The following is a 16,610-nucleotide window of genomic DNA, read 5'->3' as shown; positions in this document are numbered from 1 at the left end:
TCGCCATAGGGCATAGTATCCATAATTACAACGGATTGTTGCAGTGAATAAACTGCCCAGAGTCGACGTCCGCCAGCAGAGTCGACGTCCGCCAGCGGAGGTGATTGCCATCAGCATTCTGGTGATCGGATTAAGCTATCGGAGCGCGCCACTGGCCATCTTCGAGCGGGCAGCCATCACCGAGGAGACCGCCAAGAGATTACTAAGTGACGTCCATCGCGCCCCCGGAACCCGCGAGGCCGTGGTCGTCGCCACCTGCAACCGGGTGGAGGTCTACGCCGAGACCGTGACGTCTTCGCAGAGCGTCCAGACCATCACCGAACTGTTCGCCCGGCACTGCGGTATTCCGCCGGATCGGCTGGTTCCGCACCTCTACCAGTACGCGGACGACGACGCGTTCCGACACTTGCTCAAGATGGTGTGCGGGCTGGATTCGATGGTGATCGGTGAGGACCAGATCCTGGGCCAGGTACGCGCCGCCTTCCGGCTCGCGCAGGATCGCCGCACTGTGGGCCGGGTGCTGCACGGGGTCATGCAGCGGGCGCTGCGGGTCGGCAAGCGAGCCCGGTCCGAGACCAGCATCAACCGTGCCGGTGCCTCGTTGGTGACCGTGGGCTTGGACATCGTCGGACCGGTGGCCGGCAAGCACGCGCTGATCGTCGGAGCAGGCTCGATCAGCACACTGACCGCCAACACCTTGGCTGATCGCGGGATCGCCACGGTCACGGTGGCGAATCGGACCGTACGGCGGGCCGAACGCCTGGCCGACAACGTCCCGGTGCATGCCGCCGCGATTCCACTCGCGGACGTGGGGGACGCGCTCGCCACCGCCGACCTGGTCGTCTCCTGCGTAGGTGCAGGCGAGTACGTGGTCACTGCGGACATGGTGTGCCGCCCCGTAGTCCTGCTCGATCTGGCCTTCCCGCGCGGCATCGACCCGGAAGCCGCGCTGCGGCCCGGCGCCATCCTGATCGGTCTGGACGACCTCGTCGACCGGGCGCACGCCAACGCCGTCGATATCGAGGCGGTCACGCGCATCATCGAGGATGAGATCGCCGACTGCCGGGCGAGTCGGTACGCGGAGGCGGTGGCCCCGACGGTGGCCGCGCTACGGGACAAGGCGACAGCCGTGGTGGACAGTGAACTGGCCCGGCTGACCACCCGACTCCCCGAGCTTGACGAACGCGCGCATGGCGTCATCGCCCGGACGGTCCAAAGAGTGGCGGACAAACTGCTGCACACGCCCACCGTGCGCGTCCAGGAACTAGCCGCGGCACCCGGCGGCGGGCAGTACGCCACCGTGCTGCGCGAGCTGTTCGACCTCCCGCCGAACCCCCCGGAATCGGCCACGCACACCGACCCGGCGGGGCCTGATAGCTCCCGAATTCCGAATGGAACCTCCAGCGAACCAAGCGGCCGAGTCGAGGGACCAGAAACCTAATCCACTCCTCCGTGGGGTAAAGGTCACTGCACACGCAGCACCCCTCGGGGGACAGTAAAGATCATTACAATAAACACAATGGCACATATTGCGGCTGGAAGCCAGAACAAGTTTGGAAGGCCAAGAGGAACTGCAAGTACCCCACCTATTACACCACTTAAAACCTTAGCGCCGGCTACAGCAAAGAAGAAGGATGCCGTAGCAGTCCCAATATGCGGCCCCAGAAGACGTTGAGTATAGATCGGGCCGACCCCATGAATAGCGGCAAAAACCCAGACGTGGGAAATCTGAACCATGTAAATAACCGCGAGATGAGGAATGCCTGCCATCAAGCTGTAACCCAGTGAGGCTATTCCGACTGCGATGGCAACTGTCCACCCGGCGCCGTACCGTGACGATATCAGTCCAATCACCATGAAGGCGATCAACTCGAGTCCTGCACACAGCCCGAGCAAAACTCCGCTAACCAGGATTGAATAACCAAGGTTGTGGACGATGTAGACCGGAAGGTAAGAGGCTTTTAGAAAATCACCCACAAGCACCAAGCACAGCAGGCTGCAGAAGAATACCATCCGACCCAAGCTGCTTGGCGCCACCCCACCAGGCGAGCTGACCTTTCGAACTTCCTCAAGATTTGACGGCGCGGGGCTTTTCGCAATGAGAACGATGCTGAAGTACAAAAGACCGGAGACCGAAAAAGCGGCTCTAATCCCTCCGATGCCAGCAATCGCGGCCCCCACTAGAGGACCAATCGCGTACCCCAATGAGAAACATGCACGGAGAGAACTCGCTACCTTGGCGCGTTCCCTTTCCTTGGATTCCTGGGATGTGGATATTGCGGCGAAGACTTGAGAGCTAAGGACGGTAGCGAGTGACAAGAAGCAGATTGAAATAAGAAACACTTCTAGAACACTGCGGGTCCAGCCTACTGCGAACCATCCAAAGCTGAGCAGCAGTGCGCTGATCCGAATGATTCCGGTATTCGATTTCCGGCGATCGGAAATGTGGCCCAGAATGAGTCCCACAAGCGAACCAAGCAGTGAGGTCGTAGATATGTATCCCACTTGGGATAGAGTGCCTCCTGCTGTTGTTGTCACATGGATAGGAAGGAGTGGAACTCCACATGACGATGCTGCGCCGGCGGCAATAAGAGTTGCCACGTGAGGCCTATACGCGGGTGCGCTATAGATTGCTAGAACCCCTGGAGGATTCATTCACTAAAGCTGCCGCTGATTATATGGATTCATTGGATCGATGTGGGAGAGGGCTCGCCTTCCAAGGAAATTTGAAGGCAAGGAAATATCGTGGATGGCGGGAGCCTGGCCGTTTTTTACGTATGAAACCCCTAGCTCGACGGCGGCGGTGACGAACTTTGCAAGTGCTACTCTGTGTTGTGCTATCACATGGTCCGCCGCCATCAGCCGCCATGCGCCAGGTGCTAGCGTTCCGAGTGCTATTTGAGCAGCGTCAGTATGGAGGTATATGTTACCTCTACCAGCAGCTGCCATTCCGAGACCAAAGGCGCTTAGCCATAGAGCATAATGAGATCCGTCATCAACAACTCCTATCGCCTCTGGCTGAGCTTGACGGGCCTTCTCATAGTGATCATGGACCTTGTCCAGGTCGATCCCGATATATTCAAGAACTGATTCTTCGCTGTTGATCTCGTACCATTGTGCTCGTGTATCTCTTCTGTATAACCAGTAGTTCTGTCGCCTGTACCAGGAGAATTGAGGGAGAATCGTCCCAGCTTCTGTTATCCCTCTTCTGGCGCCCATCGCTGTGGCGTCATCATGGAAGTAAACTGAAAGCCGTGTGCCAACCTGATTCCTCGCAACTGTCGGAAGCTCGGAATGCTGAACAAGGTTGGGTACATGCATGTATGCGCGGACGTCATGCTTGGTTATATACTCGAATAGCGCAGAATCATCCTCGAGATATACTCCATTGAGTGAGCTTAGAGAAAATGATTGAGCCATCCATGCCGGCAGCACAAGAGCAACGCAAGGTAGATAGTAGTCACAAACCTCAGCCCATCGAGATCTGCGCAATGCTGCAATTCGTACCACGTTTGATGTTCGAGAACTCCAAGTGGTAAAGAACGACAGAGCACAGTGCGGCATTTCGGATATAGCACTGCGTAGCATCGGTATGAAGCCGCTGCAAACATGGCAGTCGTCCTGTAGTACCAAGTGATGAGTCGCGTCGTCCTCCACCGCGTTCCAAGCGCGAACAGCATTGTCGATCGTTCGACCGGTGGGAGTCGGGTCTACTATTATTTTTGGAGACAACTCCACGATCGACTTCGCCAACGATTGGGCGGCCTCAATCCGTCCTGGATGTGTCATGATTGCTGTAGACAACTTGAACTCAGGTTCTGTTCCAGTCATTTCGGTGCATCATTCCTGAGTGTCTGGGATCTCGTTATCAACTGCGGGCGGCAGCCACGGCTTGCCGGACCGCTTGTTTGAAATTGACCGCAAACTCGTCGATCTCACCCTGTCCCATCGGCGTCGACACACAACCCAGTCCGCTGTTACCGATCAGGATCCCGTTGGTCAGCAGGGCCTGGAACAGCAACCGGCTCAGTTCCGGGCCGGACAGATCCGATCCGGGTACGGTCGAGGTGACGATCCGGAACAACGAAGACATCCCGTTGACGGCCCAGTCCAGACCTTCCTCGGCAATGACACTGCGCAACTCCCGCCGGACCTGCTCGCCCATCGCATTTATCCGATCAATCTGCTCGGGCGTGAGCAGACGCAGTGAGGCCATGCCAGCCGCCATGCTGACCGGGTTGGCGTTGTAGGAGCCGGAGTGCGGCAACTTCGGCGTTCCCTGGCTGGGGTCGAACACCGACATGAACTTGGACCGACCGGTCACCGCGCCGATCGGCATGCCGCCGCCGATGATCTTGCCGAGTACGGTGAGGTCGGCAACGCCGCCCATAGCGTGCATGGCGCCGTGGTAGCCGATTCGGAACGAACTGATCTCGTCAGAGACCAGCAGGACGCCGGTCTCGTCGCAGAATGCCCGCAGTGCGGCCAGGAACTCCCTGTTCGCCGGTAGCAGGCCGAGTCGCCAGGGGACCGGGTCGATCAGCACACAGGCGAAGTCATCGACGTTTTCGCGCAGGATTGCGACCGCACCGTCTGGATCGTTGAACGGGATCATCACGGTGTTGGCCAGGATCGCGGCCGGGGTGCCCGTGGCGTGGCTGTGCGGGGTCAGCGAGTCCGACCCGTAATTGTTCACCGCGACCGAGTCGTAGGCGCCATGGAACGCTCCGGCGAACTTGGCGATCTTCGGCTTGCCGGTGTACGCGCGGGCGGCCTGGACCGCCATCATGACCGCCTCGGTACCAGAGCTGGTGAACCGGGCCCATTCGAACGACTCGTTCCGGGCGCAGACGGCCTCGGCGAACTCCACCTCCGCCTCAGTGGGTAGCGCGAAACACGTCCCGCGGCCAGCGGCCTCGGTGACCGCAGCGACGATCTCCGGGTGCGCGTGTCCGTGGATTAACGTGGTGCTGTTGTTGAGGAAGTCGATCCGCTCGACACCATCGAGGTCGGTGACCCGGCAGCCGTTGCCCGAGCGCGCATAGATAGGGTACGGCGAATTGAAGATGCCGGTCCTGGTGTTACCACCAGGCAGCACTTCACAGGCTCTGGCATACATCTCCCGTGACGCCGTAGAGATCGACTCATAGGTTTGTTCGGTCATCGGGGGCTTCTTTCCTGCAATGCGCTACGGGTGGACCAGAAGGGCCGTCGTGATCGGCCGGTCGACGACCGTGTCCACTGAAGTTACCAGAGAACCGCATGGGTGTCCCCGGCCGCACCTGTCGGAGGATCATTCGGCCGGCACGCCCAAAGGCTTGCCGAGTCCGGCGGCCAACTGCTCGCCGATCCACGGGGCCAGCGGAGCGACGGCCATTGCGAAGGTACGTACGGCCATCAGTTCCAGGGCAACACAGGTACGGGCCTCGCCGTATGCGGGAACTCGTAATGAATAGGTCATCGGTTCGATTCCGATAGGCGGCTCGCAGCTCAAAGGCCCCTTCCGATCTTCGGAAGGGGCCTTTTGCTAACGGGCTTGCCAACACGGGTTGCTACGACGCTTCGGCCAGCGCCTTGGCGAACACCTCGGTCGCCGCCATCTCGGCCTCATGGATCACGTGGGCGTAGACCCGCGGTGCAGGCCGTACGCGGGCCGTGCAGTGTCAGTGCGTTGAGGCTGGGAGTGGGCGTGGAGAGCATCACGAAGAACCGGCAGTCTTGGTTCGCGGCGGGGCCCGGACAGCGCTACATCGCCGCGGCACACCCCGAGGGCACGGCCAAACCACCCCGGTAGCCTCCACGTGGCTTGGGTCTATCAAGCTAACGGTTTCTCTCTGCCAGGACGGGTCTTCCTCAGCCAGCACCGACGTCACCGTGTCCCTGGCCTGCGGCAGGAGCCTGCATGGCCGCTACCGGCTGGTCACCACGCTGGCTGCCCCCGCCGATCTCGCAGATACCGCATGGTTATCCCGGGACGACGGCAGAGGCGAAGCTCAAGGGGAGGTGTCGCCTCCAAGTGGCCTTCGAGTCTCAGCCGCAATCGCGAAGCCCGACATCTCATCCCACGGCACCACCGCCCAGAGGCTTTCCAGCGCCGTCCATATTCGATCAACCAACGGCCAATCCGGATGGTCACCACTCAACGTGATGACCGCCATGAGATCGCTACCCCACACGCCATGGTCGTCATCCGGGTCCACCGCGATCACATCATCGGCGATGAACCGCACACCAACATGGATCTCCAGCAAGAGATAGTCGGCCGCCGGTCCCTCCCGCTCGCTTCCTGTGACCAGCCTGAAGCTATGGATGGCATCGGCCTCGGGACCCAGCCACTCGCCCAGTTGGGGCTCTGGAGGGCCCAGGTATTCCCCGAATAGAGGCGGCCCGTTCTCCAGCACGGCATCAATAACACGGTCCATGGCCCCCGCGCCGGTCTCCTCCTCTGCCCCCTTGCAGAAGAAAATGAGCTCGTAGGCCATGCATGCCCCTCGATCTTCACGCTGTCCACCAGGTTGATCTACAGCCTTCCATGGCCGGAGTTGCGGAACCATCGCGGCCAGCTGAGGGGACGCGAACCGGCGCCAGGACCTTGCCGACTCAGGTCATGGCAAGGGCTGGAAATCCAGTCCGCCGGGAGTCATGACCATCTCCCAACCGAATGCTCTCAGCGTGACGTCGCTTCGAGCACCGAAACGCCGCAACAGCTCAGCCACCCGCGCGTCGGGCACGCGGTCGGCAATCTCAGCGAACACCTCGACCGGTGCCATGTCCAGATGTTGCGCCACGACGCACGGCAACGCCAGGCTCACCATAGTGTCCCGATCGTCTTCCGACCGTAGGCACACCGACAGTCCTGTGGCCAGCAAGCCCCGGTGCAACAGGTCAGCCGAACCCTCCCGCAGTGCGATCGTCACCTGCCGGGTGCCAAATCGGCCCAGCCACAGCCACGCCTCAGGTGCCAGAGACTCAAGGAAGCCCTGATCGATCGGATCTGGTGCGCGCTCCAGGATTGCCCAGGCAACCGCGTCCCCGTCACCGGAGATCCTGTCCAGATTCGGCAGCACACCCGCATCATGACAGACCCGCCCCAACCCATCGCGGTCACAGGAATGGCGGCCCCGCCGCCAACCGGAGATCCGGTGAGCCCGGTGTTACGGCACCGCTGGGGGCGGGTGGGGGCAGAGACTACGACGACCAGCCCATTGCGCTGGTCATAGCCATGTACCTCACACCGTTCCTAAACCCTGTGACGGTCTCCGTAGAGTGCGTGCATGGGGATGTACGCCTCGGTTCGAGGATGGATCGAGCTTGATCACATACAGGGGCAACGCGCGGAACAGATCATCGACCAAGCCCAGGACGACCACTATTCAGGTGGTTGGGGTTTCCCGGCCAAGCCTTTCAACTGGACGCTCTACCTGTTCTATGGCGGTGACGTCCGTGAACAGGCTCTCCCGGAGATTCGTGACCAGATCGAGCGCCTGGCATCGCTTCCACCGGTAGACGATGACGGTGTCCGGCCGCGGGGGTTGATCGGCGCGGAACGTCGGTGATGATCGATAGCGTGCCGAGATGAGCGAAGCGATTCCTCGGCATGTGCTGTGCGTACTCGGCTCCGGGCTGAGCCTTTCGGAGATCGAACGGGTCGCCACCGGCTTCGGCGGTTTCGTGCTCGACCGTGAGTACTCCGAGTCCGAACCCGATCCGCGAATGCCGGAGGCGTTCGAGGCCAGTATGGCGGCGGCTTCGTTCGACGAGGAGGACTGGGCCGCCGTGGAGTCCCACGATACGGTCGGCTACCTGCTGTCGGCGCCGATGATGCGGGATCTGGCGGCCGATACTTCGCGGCGGCTGCTGGCGGCGACGGCCGCTCTACTGCGGTCCGGCGCGGCTGCGGTGAAGAACGAGAGCAGTGGAATCGCGCACGGCCGGGACCGCTGGCTCTCGCTGGCCGACCGAGCGGCCGATGCCAAGGACGAAGACCTGGCCGGTGCGCTCGTCGCCGCCTGGGTGAAGCGGCCGATCTACGACGGTCGGGTGCTCTACAGCTGCGGCATGCACCTGCTCGGCGCGCCCGAGGTAGAGATCGAGGTCGATGAGGAGCATCTGACCGAGGACGGTCTGCCTGATCTGGTCGCGCATCTGGACAGGCTGGCGATCTACCTGCTGACCGATCCACGCGCCGAGGAGATCGAGGACGGCGCCGGCTTCCGGATGACCGAGGACGCCCCCCGATGGTTGCTGCGTACCGGCACATGCGACCGCCACGACGAGGACGACCTGTTCTTCAACCCGTACGGATACGTCCGACTGGCTCACTCGGGGTGACGGAGGCCCACCCCGAAGAGCGGGACCGTCGTCGCCGCCGCCTCCGCGGCAATGATGCCCGAGTTCGGCCGCGGACGGCTGATCGCGACACTGTTCTCTCTATCCGATCCTTTCCATGAGTCGCGCCCGGAAAGGTGCATAGTCGTGTCCGGGGAAGAGCCCAGGAAATATCTCCAACATTTCCTTTATGGCGTCTACGGCTGCCGCGAAGTCCATGTCTAGCATGGAAACGTCGGCGAAAAGATACTGCCAGCTATAAACGCCCTTCATGACCAGCAGCGCATCAAGATACTCGTCGTAGCCCAGGTCCAGCTTGAACACGCCCTGTGGCCCGCCGTAATACCAAATCTCTGGTGCCGACATCCCGGGAAGGATTCGCAGCCCCGTCAGGGTGCCACCGCCGCCCCGCGGATGCTCATCGAAAGCGCGCAGCTGCGAATAGATCCGGCGTTCCTCCTCCGGAGTCTCGTCCGTAGCCAGGTCAACCCCCGTCACGAGCATCGCTGCGCCGAGATGGCAGATCGAGAACTCGCCCGTCAGATACGTGCCCGGACGCTCTATCGCCCAGTGGCTGGACAGCCCCTCAAAACGAAGGAAGGTGCGATGCAAGGACTGATCCAGATGGATGCCCACCTCGTCAGCAATGAGTTCGAAAGTTTCCGAGGCATCCCCGACCATCTCCTCGATCGGCCCTCGCTCTTCATGGAAGACCTTCACTTCGGGGGAATTTGCCAGTTCGTCGAGCATGGCGAGGTAATGCAATTCGTAGTCGAGAAATTCTGGCATGCAACCTCCATTCATTGCCGTTTTTTCGGACCGTCTCCGTGTGATCGGAAATCAAGGTCAAAGTATATAGCTCAGACTCCGACCGGACGTGATTTGTTTGGTTCCCAAAATGGTGGCGTCTCGTCGACGGTACTGAGGATCCGTCCCCGGCCGCTGGACACGCCCCACGCTGCGGCGGCATGCTGGAGCGGCCGCTGAGGGGGAACTGGATGAGCACATCCGAGCACGACATGCTCGCGCCACCGACCTTCCCGATGGAGCGGACCTGCCCGTTCGCTCCGCCGGCCGAGTATCAGCGGATGCGCGCCAGCGCGCCGATCGTCCGCGCCAACCTGCCCAACGGTGCGCCGGTCTGGGCGGTCACCCGCCACGCCGAGGCGCGGCAGATCCTCAGCGACCCGCGGATCAGCTCGAACACCGGACGACCCGAACGACCTCGCGGACCCGACGACGACCGTCCCGACGACGGCTTCTTCATCGACATGGACCCACCAGAGCACAGTCGGTATCGACGGTTGCTGATCTCGGAGCTGGGTGCCCGCCCGGTGGCCGCCATGCGGCCGCGCATCCAACGAATCGTCGACACGGCGATCGACAAGATGCTGGAGACCGGGTCGTCTGCCGACCTCGTCGAGTCGTTCGCGCGCCCGGTCCCGTCGCGAGTCATCTGCGAGCTGCTCGGCGTCCCGGCCGGCGACCACGGATTCTTCGAGTCCCGGCTCCGGATGCTGAGCGTGATGAGCATCGACCAGCGGGCGCCCCAGGCCTCCCAAGACCTTCGCGGCTACCTGCGCGAACTCATCCTCCGCGCCGAGCGTGAACCACACGACGGCCTCATCGGACGGCTGGCCGCCAGGTACCTGCCCACCGGGGAGCTGACCACCGACGCTCTGATCAACATCGGATTCCTGCTGCTGCTCGCGGGCTACGAGTCGCCGGCGAACATGATCTCACTGGGCGTGCTGACGCTGCTGGAGCACCCGGCGCAGCTCGCCGCGTTGCGCGCCGACTCGAGCCTGCTGCCGGGTGCGACCGAGGAGCTGCTGCGGTTCTACTCGGTGCAGGACTGGGTCAGCTTCGACCGGACGGCGGCGGACGACCTCGATATCGGCGGTGTGCAGATCTGCGCTGGTGATCGCCTGACGGTACTGGCCGCATCTGCCAACCGTGATGAGCGGGCGTTCGAGAATCCCGACGAGTTCGACATCCGCCGGTCTGCGCACCACCACCTCGCCTTCGGCCACGGGGTACATCAGTGCGTCGGCCACAACCTCGCCCGCGCCGAGCTGGAGATCGCCTACGGCACCCTGCTGACCCGGATGCCGACGCTGCGCCTGGCGGCCGGGCTCGACCAGTTGCCCTTCGCCTACGATGCCGGGCTCTTCGGGCTGCACGCGATGCCCGTCGCCTGGTAGTCCAACCGGTCCAGCACCGCCCGGTCGCGTGTCGGCGCCGCCGTCGCGGACCCTGCCGATCAGGTGAGCGGCACCAACGCGGTGATCTCGGCCAGTTCCTCGGCGGTCGGTTCCCAATCGCCGGCGGCCGCGTTGGCCCGGATCTGCTCCGGGCCGGTCGCACCGGCGATCACCGAACCGCAGCCGGGCAGAGCGGCCAGCGCGCCGATGGCCACGTCCAGGACGGACCGGTCGTGCTTCTCGGCCCAGGACGTCAGGACCTCCACCCGGTCCAGCTTCTCCGGCGTGACGAGGAAAGGACGCTCCGCGAGCCGGCTCCCGGCCGGCGGCTCCTGCCCGCGTCGCACCTTTCCCGTCAGCAGCCCGTGGGCCAGCGGGAAGTACGGCAGCACGCCGACCCCGTAATGCACGGCCGCCGGAACCACGTCGCGCTCGGCGCCCCGGTCCAACAACGACCAGTGGTTCTGCGTCGACACGAACGACGCGCATCCGCCCGCGCGGGCCACATGCGCGGCCTCGGCGATCTGCCAGCCGGTGAAGTTCGAGCTGCCGATGTAGCGCACCTTGCCCTCACGCACCAGCTCGGTCAGGGCCTCCAGCGTCTCCTCGATCGGAGTGACGCCGTCCGGAAAGTGGTACTGGAACAGGTCGATGTAGTCGGTACGCAGGCGGCGCAGCGAACCCTCCACCGCCCGTCGGATGTACGACCGGCCGCCCAGCGCTCCGCGCGCCTCGCCCTGCCCGTAGTCGGGGCGGTTGTCGGGGCTGCCGAACTTGGTGGCCAGCACCACCTTGTCCCGCCGGCCGGCCAGCACCTCGCCGAGCTGCTCCTCGGAGGCACCCGGGGTCGCGCCGTACGACTCGGCGGTGTCGAACAGCGTGACACCCTCCTCGATCGCCGCGTCCACCACCGCCCTGGTACGGGTCACGTCGAGACGCGCACCGATGTTGTTGCAGCCCAGCCCGACCACCGACACCCGGAGGCCTGAATCGCCCAAGCTCCTATAACGCATGATCCAAAACTATCCGGCGCTCGGACGGTCCGCCAGAACAGCACCCCAGGCGACCGGTAGCCGGTCCACTCCGTACACCGCCATGCGTTCGCGGGTCGGCACCTCGGCCGCCGGAACCGCCAGGCGCAGGTCGGGGAAGCGCTCGAAGAGCGCGGTCAGCGCGATACGAAGCTCGGCGCGCGCGAGATGCTGCCCGAGGCACTGGTGGATGCCGTGCCCGAAGGCCAGGTGCCCGGCCGGGGAGCGGGCCAGGTCCAGCGTGTCCGGGTCGGCGAAGTGCACATGATCCCGGTTCGCCACCGGCAGCGCCAGCACCACGGTCTCACCGGCCGCGATGACCTGGCCGTCGATCTCCACATCGACCAGCGCGGTGCGTCGTACGTCGAACTGGAGGATCGACAGGTATCGCAGCAGCTCCTCGACCGCCCGCTCGGCGAGTTCCGGGTCCGCGGCCAGGCGGGCTCGCTGGGCCGGTTCGGTCAGCAGCACGAACGTCCCGAGCGCGAGCATGCTCGACGTGGGCAGGTGGCCGGTGGCCAGCAGCACCATCCCGAGGTTGGTGAGTTCGTCGTCGGTCAGGTCGTCGGTCGCCACGGCGTGCGCCAGTAGCCCGTCGTCCGATGGGGTGGATGCGGCGCGCAGGCGCGTGATGAGGCCGCGCACCGTCCCGGTGATCGACATCACGGCGTCGATCGCCTGTTCCGGCGTGGAATCCAGGTTGTTCATCACCGCGGTCGCCGCCTGGATCAGGTGCCGGTCCTCGGCCGGTACGCCCAGCAGCTCGCAGATCACCATGGCCGGGATCGGCATCGCGAACGACGCGACGAGGTCGACGGGCGGCCCGCCGTCCGCCATACCGTCGAGCGCCTGTGCGGTGTACCGCCGGATCGCGGGCGTCAGCTCCGCGACGCGCCGAGGGCCGAAGTGGCGGCTCAGCAGGCGGCGGTACCGGGTGTGCTCGGGCGGATCCATGTGCGGGAAGATGCCCGGCTCCGCGGGTGTCGGCCGCTCATGCGCGCGTTCCCGGCCGACCGGCTGGTGAAGCAGCTCGCGCCGGGTACTGAAGCGCGGATCGGCCAGGATGGCCCGGGTGACGGAGTACCCGGTGGCCACCCAGCCGACGTGCCCGTCGGGATAGGCCAGCCGGCTCAGCGGGGCTCGCTTCCGCAGCTCGACGGGCGGGTCGAAGGGGGTGGGTCGGTCGGTCTCCAACGGCTGGGCCATCCGACCATCGCTCATCCGGCAACCTCCCGCCTGGGCACCGGGCGGCCGCGCCGTCCCGGCACGCCGGTGATCATCAGCGCTGAAGATTATGCATGACGAATCCGAAAAATGACACCACTAGTCATTTTTGGGCCATCCGATTAGCATCGGCGCTGACCGAACGGACACATGTGTCAACGCGCAGGGTGCAAGACCGCCGTAAATGTGGCCGGTCTTGTGAGTGGTAACCCGACGACTCTTCCAGCAAGGCTCATTGCTATCCCCAGAAGAGGTGTTAATGGCGTTTCGGGATGCTCAGGTCGCGGTTGTCGGTGGTGGACCGGTTGGGCTCATGCTCGCCTGCGAGGTGGCACTACACGACGTTCCGGTGGTGGTGCTCGAACGACTGCCCGAGATCGAATGGCGCCCGAAGGCCGAGGGCATCACCGGGCGGGCCGTCGACATCATGGACCGTCGCGGTCTCATGATCGGGGTGACCGAGACCCCCACCACGCCACCGACCGCCGAGCAGCGGGCACGCATCGCCGCAGGTGAGCGACGGCCGGACAGCCTGCTGCCCAAGGCGTTCCCCGGCGCGCGGCATTTCGCCAGCATGTTCCTCCTCCGCCCGGAGTCGCCCGACCTGCTGGTGCCCCAGCAACTGCTGGAGGAGGACCTGGCGCGGCGCGCGACGGAACTCGGTGTCGAGGTGCGGCGCGGCCACACGGTCACCGGCTTCACCCAGGACGACGACCGGGTGGGCCTCGACGTCGAGGGACCGGACGGGCCGTACCGGATCGAGGCGGAATGGCTCGTCGGCTGCGACGGCGGCCGGAGCATGGTCCGGAAGCTGTCCGGCATCGCCTTTCCGGGAACGGACGGCATCACGACCGGGTACCGCGCCTTCGCCGAGATCGACGACCCCGACTTCCACCTGCCCGGCTGGTTCCGCAAGGACGGCGGGCTCCTGGTGTACGAGGAGGGACCACCCCGGTTCATCACGCTGGAATTCGGCGACCCACCGGTGAGTCGGGACGCGCCCATCACGCTCGAGGAGTTCCAGGGGGCGCTGCGCCGGCTCAGCGGCACCAAGGTGACGGTCACCGAGGTCAAGAAGATCACCCGGTTCACCGACAACGCACGGCAGGCCGAGACGTACCGCAGCGGGCGGGTACTACTAGTCGGCGACGCGGCCCACGTCCACTCGCATTGGAGCGGTCCAGGCCTGCGGCTCGGGCTGGGCGACGCCGTCAACGTCGGCTGGAAGCTCGCCGCGGTCGCGCGAGGCTGGTGCCAGGAGGATCTGCTCGACACGTACACCTCGGAGCGGCATCCGATCGGCGCGCAGACGCTGGAGATCCAGCGCGCCTCGATCGCGTTGATGCGACCCGGCCCGCACGTCGACGCGTTGCGCCGGCTGCTCAAGGAACTGCTGCTCCGCGATGAGGCGAACCGGCAGCTCACCGCCCTGGTCGACGACCTGCACATCAGCTACGACATGGGCGACCCGTCGCTGACCGGCCCGCTGGCCGGGCGCTACAGCCCGGACCTGCGGCTCGAACGCTCCGACGGCACCGTACGGGTCGCGGAACTGCAACGCACCGGGCGGCCACTGCTGCTCGACCTCGGCGCCGATCCCGGGTTGCGTGCGCTCGCCGAGCCCTGGTCCGACCGGGTCGACGTGGTCACCGCCGAATGCGCCGAGGCCCCGGCGGACGCCCTGCTGATCCGGCCGGACGGCTTCGTCGCATGGAGCACGCCCGCCGACCCGGCGTCGCTGCCGAGCGTCCTCACCCGATGGTTCGGCCCGCCCGCCCGGGCGACCTGACCACCTTGGACAGACCACGAAAGCCAGCCCCCTGCGCTCTCCCCGGAGGCCGGAATGACTGATCCCAAGCTGACCACCCTGTCCGCGTCGGCCGCGGTCGACGAGGCGATAGACGTGGTCGACCGTGACGGAGCAGTGATCATCGAGGACTTCGTCGACGCCGAAACGCTCCGCGGTCTGTGGGACGACCTGGGGCCGGCCCTGGAACGCCAGCCGGACGGCGACGGGCGGCTGGTCGGCGAGAAGACCCGGATCCTCCCAGGACTGGTACGCCGGACCGCGCGTTCGGTCACGATCATGCGGCAGCCGCACCTCCTCGGCACAGCGCGGCACTTCCTGCAGCGGCCGGTGAAGGCCTGGCTCGGCGAGCATCGCGTGGAGCTCGTGCCGACGATCCAGCTCGGCATATCGCGGGCCATCCAGACCTGGCCCGGTGTGCCGATCCAGAGTCTGCACCGGGACGACACGGCCCACCTCCGTACCCACCCGGGCCCGGAGAGCCGGGTTCAGGTCATGATCGCCGCTAGCGAGTTCACCGCGCGCACCGGTGCCACCCGCGTGATTCCGGGAAGCCATCGGTGGGGCGACGAGCGGGCGCCCCGCGACGACGAGGCGGTGCCCGCCGAGATGCGGGCCGGTTCCGCGCTGCTGTGGCTCGGCAGCACGTACCACGGGGCCGGCGTCAACGCCTCGGACGCGCCCCGCACCGGCCTGTCGTATGCCTACGACCTCGGCAACCTCCGCCAGGAGGAGAACCAGTACCTGTCCGTACCGCTGGACGTGGTCCGCGGCTACCCCGAGGACATCCAGCGGCTCCTCGGCTACGAGGCCTGCCCGCCGATGTGCGGGTTGTACGAGCTGAACGATCCGATGCTGCTGCTCCGCGACGGGTCGGCGGACCCCGCTGCGATGTCCGACACCCGGTGAGGCCCGACGGCTTTCGACCCCACCGCTCCGTGCCGCGGCGGGTCCGCGCTGAAGGAGAGACAGATGCGTACATCCGACTTGTACCTGCGCAGTATCGGCGTCCATCTGCCACCGGTGGTCAGCATCGAGACGGCCGTCGCCGAGGGCCGCTATCCGGCCGACGAGGTGGAGTACTTCCGCCTCGGCGGTGCGGCGGTGGCCGGCGACGTGCCGGCCCCGGAGCTGGCCCTGCGCGCCGCCCGGCACGCGTTCGAACGCTCCGGCGGACTGTCACCGCGCGACCTCGACCTCATGCTGTACTCCGACGTCTGGCACCAGGGGCCGGAGGGCTGGGAGCCGCAGTACTACCTGCAGCAGCACCTGGTCGGCGGCGACGTCCTGGCCGTCGAACTGCGGCACGGATGCTGCGGGATGTTCAGCGCGCTGCAGCTCGCCGCCGGGTACCTGCGGCCGGGCGGCACCGCGCTGCTGGTCGGCGCCGACAACCACGGCACCCCGCTGGTCGACCGGTGGCGGATGATCGAGGGCACCGTGATGGGCGACGCCGGGTGCGCGCTGCTGATCACCACGGACACCGGGTTCGCCGAGGTGCGGTCGGTCAACGTGATCGTGCTGCCGGAGGCCGAGGCGGTCAACGACGGCGGCGTGCCGATGTTCCCGCCGGACGCGACCGTGGGCCGGCCGCTGGACTTCGCCGCGCGCAACCGTGAGTTCCGCAAGCGGCTGCTCGCCGGTGACGGCGCCGCCGTCATGCTGGCGATCCAGACGACGCTGATGGAGCTGGTCGACCGCACGCTCAAGGAGGCGGAGATCACGCTCGACGAGGTGGCGCGCGTGGCCTTCCAGCACGGGCGCTGGGACGACCTGGAGCACCGCGGGCTCAACTGGCTCGGGTTGACCCTGGCCGACACCACCTGGGAGTACGGCGCCCGCATCGGGCACCTCGGGGTCAGCGACCAGTTCGTCGCCCTCGAACACCTGCTGGCCGACGGGGCGCTGGCCCCCGGCGACAACGTGCTGCTCGTCGGGCTCGGCGCCGGCACCGCAATGGCCTGCACCGTACTGCGGATCCTCGACATTCCGCGGGAGTACCAGTGAGCGGGCGCG

At 65.3% G+C, this 16,610-nt stretch carries 15 protein-coding genes; 7 read left to right on the top strand and 8 right to left on the bottom strand.

The genetic code is table 11. The annotated features are described in order from the left end of the window. The first annotated feature begins 100 nt into the window (after positions 1-100). Complete coding sequence (locus tag HKK74_RS21425) at positions 101-1,441, top strand: glutamyl-tRNA reductase (protein ID WP_312881656.1); 1,341 nt, start codon at positions 101-103, stop codon at positions 1,439-1,441. Positions 1,442-1,464: 23 nt separating this feature from the next. Here the strand turns inward: HKK74_RS21425 and HKK74_RS21420 are convergent, their stop codons facing one another. The 5 genes from HKK74_RS21420 to HKK74_RS21400 form a co-directional block, all read right to left on the bottom strand. Beyond that, positions 1,465-2,655, bottom strand: a complete 1,191-nt coding sequence (locus tag HKK74_RS21420) for an MFS transporter (RefSeq protein WP_246491831.1) — start codon at positions 2,653-2,655, stop codon at positions 1,465-1,467. 3 nt (positions 2,656-2,658) lie between these two features. Then, the gene (locus HKK74_RS21415; protein WP_187245041.1) at positions 2,659-3,435 is read right to left on the bottom strand and encodes a hypothetical protein; all 777 of its coding nucleotides are present in this window, start codon (positions 3,433-3,435) and stop codon (positions 2,659-2,661) included. A 433-nt stretch (positions 3,436-3,868) separates the two neighbouring features. Further along, on the bottom strand, positions 3,869-5,164 hold the full coding sequence (locus HKK74_RS21410) for an aspartate aminotransferase family protein (RefSeq protein ID WP_187245040.1): 1,296 nt from the start codon (positions 5,162-5,164) through the stop codon (positions 3,869-3,871). Positions 5,165-5,993: 829 nt separating this feature from the next. After that, positions 5,994-6,482, bottom strand: a complete 489-nt coding sequence (locus tag HKK74_RS21405) for a hypothetical protein (protein ID WP_187245039.1) — start codon at positions 6,480-6,482, stop codon at positions 5,994-5,996. Between the two features lie 123 nt (positions 6,483-6,605). Further along, on the bottom strand, positions 6,606-7,067 hold the full coding sequence (locus HKK74_RS21400; RefSeq protein ID WP_187245038.1) for a hypothetical protein: 462 nt from the start codon (positions 7,065-7,067) through the stop codon (positions 6,606-6,608). A 207-nt stretch (positions 7,068-7,274) separates the two neighbouring features. Between HKK74_RS21400 and HKK74_RS21395 the strand changes: the two genes are divergently transcribed. Both HKK74_RS21395 and HKK74_RS21390 read left to right on the top strand, forming a co-directional pair. Beyond that, positions 7,275-7,556 carry a hypothetical protein gene (locus HKK74_RS21395; RefSeq protein ID WP_187245037.1) on the top strand — a complete coding sequence of 94 codons (282 nt, stop codon included), beginning with the start codon at positions 7,275-7,277 and terminating at the stop codon, positions 7,554-7,556. 19 nt (positions 7,557-7,575) lie between these two features. Further along, entirely contained in the window at positions 7,576-8,331 is a 756-nt protein-coding gene (locus tag HKK74_RS21390; protein ID WP_187245036.1) for a hypothetical protein, read from the top strand. Between the two features lie 99 nt (positions 8,332-8,430). Here the strand turns inward: HKK74_RS21390 and HKK74_RS21385 are convergent, their stop codons facing one another. Further along, complete coding sequence (locus HKK74_RS21385) at positions 8,431-9,117, bottom strand: hypothetical protein (protein WP_222722561.1); 687 nt, start codon at positions 9,115-9,117, stop codon at positions 8,431-8,433. A gap of 209 nt (positions 9,118-9,326) precedes the next feature. Here HKK74_RS21385 and HKK74_RS21380 point away from each other — a divergent pair, with 209 nt between their 5' ends. Further along, on the top strand, positions 9,327-10,532 hold the full coding sequence (locus tag HKK74_RS21380; RefSeq protein ID WP_222722560.1) for a cytochrome P450: 1,206 nt from the start codon (positions 9,327-9,329) through the stop codon (positions 10,530-10,532). A 59-nt stretch (positions 10,533-10,591) separates the two neighbouring features. Here HKK74_RS21380 and HKK74_RS21375 read toward each other — a convergent pair whose 3' ends face one another. After that, complete coding sequence (locus HKK74_RS21375; RefSeq protein ID WP_222722559.1) at positions 10,592-11,530, bottom strand: aldo/keto reductase; 939 nt, start codon at positions 11,528-11,530, stop codon at positions 10,592-10,594. A 24-nt stretch (positions 11,531-11,554) separates the two neighbouring features. Then, positions 11,555-12,784: a cytochrome P450 gene (locus tag HKK74_RS21370; RefSeq protein ID WP_187245033.1), complete on the bottom strand. Its 1,230-nt coding sequence runs from the start codon at positions 12,782-12,784 to the stop codon at positions 11,555-11,557. A gap of 262 nt (positions 12,785-13,046) precedes the next feature. Here HKK74_RS21370 and HKK74_RS21365 point away from each other — a divergent pair, with 262 nt between their 5' ends. The 3 genes from HKK74_RS21365 (at position 13,047) to HKK74_RS21355 (ending at position 16,601) form a co-directional block, all read left to right on the top strand. Further along, entirely contained in the window at positions 13,047-14,576 is a 1,530-nt protein-coding gene (locus HKK74_RS21365) for an FAD-dependent monooxygenase (RefSeq protein ID WP_187245032.1), read from the top strand. Positions 14,577-14,630: 54 nt separating this feature from the next. After that, entirely contained in the window at positions 14,631-15,503 is an 873-nt protein-coding gene (locus tag HKK74_RS21360) for a phytanoyl-CoA dioxygenase family protein (RefSeq protein WP_187245031.1), read from the top strand. A gap of 63 nt (positions 15,504-15,566) precedes the next feature. Then, on the top strand, positions 15,567-16,601 hold the full coding sequence (locus HKK74_RS21355) for a ketoacyl-ACP synthase III family protein (RefSeq protein ID WP_187245030.1): 1,035 nt from the start codon (positions 15,567-15,569) through the stop codon (positions 16,599-16,601). Positions 16,602-16,610: the final 9 nt, after the last annotated feature.

The organism is Actinomadura alba (assembly GCF_014323705.1).
GTDB classification, from domain to species: Bacteria; Actinomycetota; Actinomycetes; order Streptosporangiales; family Streptosporangiaceae; genus Actinomadura_C; species Actinomadura_C alba.
This window is presented reverse-complemented; position numbering and strand designations above follow the sequence as displayed.

Bases quoted from the DNA above. Each gene is read 5' to 3' on its own strand.
- HKK74_RS21360 (WP_187245031.1), top strand. From the start codon at position 14,631: ATGACTGATCCCAAGCTGACCACCCTGTCCGCGTCGGCCGCGGTCGAC.
- HKK74_RS21410 (WP_187245040.1), bottom strand. From the start codon at position 5,164: ATGACCGAACAAACCTATGAGTCGATCTCTACGGCGTCACGGGAGATG.
- HKK74_RS21405 (WP_187245039.1), bottom strand. From the start codon at position 6,482: ATGGCCTACGAGCTCATTTTCTTCTGCAAGGGGGCAGAGGAGGAGACC.
- HKK74_RS21385 (WP_222722561.1), bottom strand. From the start codon at position 9,117: ATGCCAGAATTTCTCGACTACGAATTGCATTACCTCGCCATGCTCGAC.
- HKK74_RS21370 (WP_187245033.1), bottom strand. From the start codon at position 12,784: ATGAGCGATGGTCGGATGGCCCAGCCGTTGGAGACCGACCGACCCACC.
- HKK74_RS21355 (WP_187245030.1), top strand. From the start codon at position 15,567: ATGCGTACATCCGACTTGTACCTGCGCAGTATCGGCGTCCATCTGCCA.
- HKK74_RS21395 (WP_187245037.1), top strand. From the start codon at position 7,275: ATGGGGATGTACGCCTCGGTTCGAGGATGGATCGAGCTTGATCACATA.
- HKK74_RS21365 (WP_187245032.1), top strand. From the start codon at position 13,047: ATGGCGTTTCGGGATGCTCAGGTCGCGGTTGTCGGTGGTGGACCGGTT.
- HKK74_RS21380 (WP_222722560.1), top strand. From the start codon at position 9,327: ATGAGCACATCCGAGCACGACATGCTCGCGCCACCGACCTTCCCGATG.
- HKK74_RS21420 (WP_246491831.1), bottom strand. From the start codon at position 2,655: ATGAATCCTCCAGGGGTTCTAGCAATCTATAGCGCACCCGCGTATAGG.
- HKK74_RS21390 (WP_187245036.1), top strand. From the start codon at position 7,576: ATGAGCGAAGCGATTCCTCGGCATGTGCTGTGCGTACTCGGCTCCGGG.